General features: G+C 51.7%; 3 rRNA genes. All 3 read left to right on the top strand.

The features are described 5' to 3' along the window. The first annotated feature begins 411 nt into the window (after positions 1-411). Positions 412-1,930, top strand: a 16S ribosomal RNA gene (locus HMPREF1255_RS00005). Positions 1,931-2,206: 276 nt separating this feature from the next. Then, a 23S ribosomal RNA gene (locus HMPREF1255_RS00010) occupies positions 2,207-5,301 on the top strand. Positions 5,302-5,386: 85 nt separating this feature from the next. Continuing rightward, a 5S ribosomal RNA gene (gene rrf, locus HMPREF1255_RS00015) occupies positions 5,387-5,503 on the top strand. Together the 16S, 23S and 5S rRNA genes form the textbook arrangement of a ribosomal RNA operon. Positions 5,504-5,551 lie beyond the last annotated feature (48 nt).

A 5,551-nucleotide genomic window follows, 5' to 3' on the forward strand; every position in this document is an offset into this window, starting at 1 on the left:
CTTGACTTTTTGAGGATTGTCTGTTAGGCTGTTTCTGCTGGGTTGTGACCTTGCGGGGCTTTGATGGTTCTTGTTGGTCTGGTCTGGTGTGTATCAAACGATTTAGGGGTTTGACAGAACTTCTGGTTGTTTGGTAAAGTTTTGGAGCTGCCTTTTCTGGGTCCTGCTTTTTGTGGGGTTTGGTTTTGTGCGTCCGATGTTTGAGAACTCAACAGCGTGCTTTTTAGTCAATGCCAATGCATTTTTTTGCATTTTGTTTTTTAATCCCGTGCCATTCTTTTTGGATGGTTCGAGATTCCTTTGATTACTAATAATTTGACCAGTTTTTGGTCTTTTGTCAGTTGTCGAATTTTCTGTTGACGGTTTTTGCGGGTTTCCTTTTGTTTGGTTGCTTGTTTTGCCGATATTTTTTTGACGGAGAGTTTGATCCTGGCTCAGGACGAACGCTGGCGGCGTGCTTAACACATGCAAGTCGAGCGGTAAGGCCCTTTCGGGGGTACACGAGCGGCGAACGGGTGAGTAACGCGTGAGTAACCTGCCCCCCTCTCTGGGATAACAGTTGGAAACGGCTGCTAATACCGGATATTCAGACCTTTAGGCATCTTTTGGTTTGGAAAGTTCTGGCGGTGGGGGATGGACTCGCGTCCTATCAGCTTGTTGGTGGGGTAGTGGCCTACCAAGGCGACGACGGGTAGCCGGCCTGAGAGGGCGACCGGCCACATTGGGACTGAGATACGGCCCAAACTCCTACGGGAGGCAGCAGTGGGGAATATTGCACAATGGGGGAAACCCTGATGCAGCAACGCCGCGTGCGGGATGACGGCCTTCGGGTTGTAAACCGCTTTCAGCCATGACGAAGCTTTTGTGACGGTAGTGGCAGAAGAAGCACCGGCTAACTACGTGCCAGCAGCCGCGGTGATACGTAGGGTGCGAGCGTTGTCCGGAATTATTGGGCGTAAAGAGCTTGTAGGCGGTTTGTCGCGTCGAAAGTGTAAACTCAGTGCTTAACGCTGAGCCTGCTTTCGATACGGGCTGACTAGAGGAAGGTAGGGGAGAATGGAATTCCCGGTGGAGCGGTGGAATGCGCAGATATCGGGAGGAACACCAGTGGCGAAGGCGGTTCTCTGGACCTTTCCTGACGCTGAGAAGCGAAAGCGTGGGTAGCAAACAGGCTTAGATACCCTGGTAGTCCACGCCGTAAACGGTGGGTACTAGGTGTGGGGGACATTCCACGTTCTCTGTGCCGTAGCTAACGCATTAAGTACCCCGCCTGGGGAGTACGGCCGCAAGGCTAAAACTCAAAGGAATTGACGGGGCCCCGCACAAGCGGCGGAGCATGCGGATTAATTCGATGCAACGCGAAGAACCTTACCTGGGTTTGAAATATACCGGAAACGTCTAGAGATAGGCGCCCCGTAAGGTCGGTATACAGGTGGTGCATGGCTGTCGTCAGCTCGTGTCGTGAGATGTTGGGTTAAGTCCCGCAACGAGCGCAACCCTCGTCTAATGTTGCCAGCAAGTTATGTTGGGGACTCGTTAGAGACCGCCGAGGTCAACTCGGAGGAAGGTGAGGACGACGTCAAGTCATCATGCCCCTTATGTCCAGGGCTTCACGCATGCTACAATGGTCGGTACAGTCAGTTGCGAGCCTGTAAGGGTTAGCGAATCTGTAAAAGCCGGCCTCAGTTCGGATTGGGGTCTGCAACTCGACCCCATGAAGTCGGAGTCGCTAGTAATCGCAGATCAGCAACGCTGCGGTGAATACGTTCCCGGGGCTTGTACACACCGCCCGTCAAGTCATGAAAGTTGGCAACACCCGAAGCCAGTGGCCTAACCCTTGTGGGGGGAGCTGTCGAAGGTGGGGCTGATAATTAGGACTAAGTCGTAACAAGGTAGCCGTACCGGAAGGTGCGGCTGGATCACCTCCTTTCTAAGGAGCCATTTTCAACCGTTTGGTTGGTGGTTTTGTGGAACATTGACTTTTGCTGGTTTGCTTTTCTCGATTGTTTAGTACTGCCTTTTTTTGGGTGTGGAACGGTTTCGGGTTTGGTGGATTGGTTTTTTGCACGCTGTTGGGTTTTGAAGCCTCGGATTTTGGCTTCGTGCGGTCAAGCGCACATGAAACGTTTTGTTTGTTTTGTGTGGTTTGGTTTCGCCCGTATTTTGAGAATTACACAGTGGACGCGAGCATCTTTGTAGATATAAACAACAAGCTACTAAGTGCAATCGGTGGATGCCTTGGCACCAAGAGCCGACGAAGGACGTAGTAACCTGCGATAATCCCTGGGGAGCTGGTAAACGAGCTTTGATCCGGGGGTCTCCGAATAGGGAAACCTCGAAGTTACCGGAGTTGTGTCCGGCGGCCTGCACCTGAATTTATAGGGTGTTTGGAGGGAACGTGGGGAAGTGAAACATCTCAGTACTCACAGGAAAAGAAAACAATTGTGATTCCGTTAGTAGTGGCGAGCGAAAGCGGAAGTAGGCTAAACCGCATCTGTGTGATAGTTGACAGACGTTGCAGGTGTGGGGTTGTGGGAAGTGTTTTGATCAAGCTGTTGATTGGTCGGAGAGTTAGAAATCATTAGTTAAGTAGAAGCGTGCTGGAAAGTTGCGGCATAGAAGGTGAGACCCCTGTATGCGTAAGCTAGTGACTCTTTTAATGCTTTTTCCCAAGTAACACGGAACCCCTGAAATTCCGTGTGAATCTGGCGGGACCATCCGCTAAGCCTAAATACTCCTTGGTGACCGATAGCGGACTAGTACCGTGAGGGAAAGGTGAAAAGTACCCCGGGAGGGGAGTGAAATAGTACCTGAAACCGTTTGCATACAATCCGTCGGAGCCCGAGAGGGTGACGGCGTGCCTTTTGAAGAATGAGCCTGCGAGTTAGTGGTGTGTGGCGAGGTTAACCTGTGTGGGGTAGCCGTAGCGAAAGCGAGTCCGAATAGGGCGTTTTAGTCGCATACTCTAGACCCGAAGCGTTGTGATCTATCCATGGCCAGGTTGAAGCGACGGTAAGACGTCGTGGAGGACCGAACCGACTTAAGTTGAAAATTGAGCGGATGAGCTGTGGATAGGGGTGAAAGGCCAATCAAACAACGTGATAGCTGGTTCTCCCCGAAATGCATATAGGTGCAGCGTTACGTGTTTCTTTCCGGAGGTAGAGCACTGGATGGTCTAGGGGGCCTATAAGCTTACCGAAATCAACCAAACTCCGAATGCCGGAAAGTTAGAGCGTAGCAGTGAGACTGCGGGGGATAAGCTTCGTAGTCGAAAGGGAAACAGCCCAGATCATCAGCTAAGGCCCCTAAGAGATAACTAAGTGGAAAAGGATGTGGAGTTGCGGAGACAACCAGGAGGTTGGCTTGGAAGCAGCCACCCTTGAAAGAGTGCGTAATAGCTCACTGGTCAAGTGATTCTGCGCCGACAATTTAGCGGGGCTCAAGTTATTCGCCGAAGCTATGGCATTTACACATGTACTTGATCTTTGATCCAGGTGTGTGGATGGGTAGGGGAGCGTCGTGTGTGTGTTGAAGTGGTGGGGTGACCTGACCGTGGAGTGCACACGAGTGAGAATGCAGGCATGAGTAGCGAATGACGGGTGAGAAACCCGTCCGCCGAATATCCAAGGGTTCCAGGGTCAAGCTAATCTTCCCTGGGTAAGTCTGGACCTAAGGCGAGGCCGACAGGCGTAGTCGATGGATAACGGGTTGATATTCCCGTACCGGCGTGTCAGCGATCCTGCTGAACGAGATAATGCTAAGCATGCAAGGGACTTTTTTTCACCTTCGGGTGTTTGATTGTTTCCGAGTCTGTGACCCAAGTCTCCTTTAGGCAAGCTACGGAGGGACGCAGGAAGGTAGCCGTACCGGGCGATGGTAGTCCCGGGCTAAGAGTTCGAGGGTGTCTAGTAGGTAAATCCGCTAGGCGTTTATCCTGAGGCTTGACGGGTAGACCGTATGGTCGAAATCGGTGATCCTATGCTGCCTAGAAAATCTTCGTTAGCGAGTTGTCATGTCCGCCAGTACCCTAAACCGACTCAGGTGGATGAGTAGAGAATACTAAGGCGTTCGAGAGAATCGTGGTGAAGGAACTCGGCAAAATACCCCCGTAACTTCGGAATAAGGGGGGCCGGAGAGGTTTATAGCCTTGATGGCCGCAGAGACCACGCCCAAACGACTGTTTATCAAAAACACAGGTCCGTGCCAACTTGAAAGAGGATGTATACGGACTGACTCCTGCCCGGTGCTGGAAGGTTAAGGGGAAGTGTCAACTTTTGTGAAGCACTGAACTTAAGCCCCAGTAAACGGCGGTGGTAACTATAACCATCCTAAGGTAGCGAAATTCCTTGTCGGGTAAGTTCCGACCTGCACGAATGGAGTAACGATTTGGGCACTGTCTCCACCATGAACTCGGCGAAATTGCATTACGAGTAAAGATGCTCGTTACGCGTAGCAGGACGGAAAGACCCCGGGACCTTTACTATAGTTTGGTATTGGTGATCGGAACGACTTGTGTAGGATAGGTGGGAGACTTTGAAGCTCAGACGCTAGTTTGGGTGGAGTCATTGTTGAAATACCACTCTGGTCGTTCTGGTTATCTAACCTAGGTCCATTATCTGGATCAGGGACATTGCCTGATGGGTAGTTTGACTGGGGCGGTCGCCTCCTAAAAGGTAACGGAGGCGCCCAAAGGTTCCCTCAGCCTGGTTGGCAATCAGGTGTCGAGTGTAAGTGCACAAGGGAGCTTGACTGTGAGACTGACAAGTCGAGCAGGAACGAAAGTTGGGACTAGTGATCTTACGGTGGCGTATGGAAGCGCCGTAACTCAACGGATAAAAGGTACCCCGGGGATAACAGGCTGATCTTGCCCGAGCGCTCATAGCGACGGCATGGTTTGGCACCTCGATGTCGGCTCGTCGCATCCTGGGGCTGGAGTCGGTCCCAAGGGTTGGGCTGTTCGCCCATTAAAGCGGCACGCGAGCTGGGTTCAGAACGTCGTGAGACAGTTCGGTCCCTATCCGCTACGCGCGTAGGAGTCTTGAGAAGGGCTGTCTTTAGTACGAGAGGACCGAGACGGACTAACCTCTGGTGTGCCAGTTGTTCTGCCAAGAGCACGGCTGGTTGGCTACGTTGGGAAGTGATAACCGCTGAAAGCATCTAAGTGGGAAGCACGCTTCAAGATGAGGACTCCCGCCCTTTGTGGGGTAAGACCTCCGGTAGACTACCGGGTTGATAGGACAGATGTGGAAGTGTAGTAATACATGGAGCTGACTGTTACTAATAGGTTGAGGGCTTGTTTTTTCTACAAAGATGTACGCGTCCACTGTGTTGTTCTTGGGGTACGGACGGCAATCCTTTAACAGGGTTGGTCCTAACTCGATAGTGTTTCGGTGATGATAGCGGAAGTGAAACACCTGGTTCCATTCCGAACCCAGAAGTTAAGCCTTCTAGCGCCGATGGTACTGCAGGCGGGAGCCTGTGGGAGACTAGGTAGTTGCCGGACTTTTTAATGCCCTCCAGGCTCTTGTTTGGAGGGCATTAACTTTTCACA

Source organism: Propionimicrobium sp. BV2F7 (assembly GCF_000510445.1).
GTDB classification, from domain to species: Bacteria; Actinomycetota; Actinomycetes; order Propionibacteriales; family Propionibacteriaceae; genus Propionimicrobium; species Propionimicrobium lymphophilum.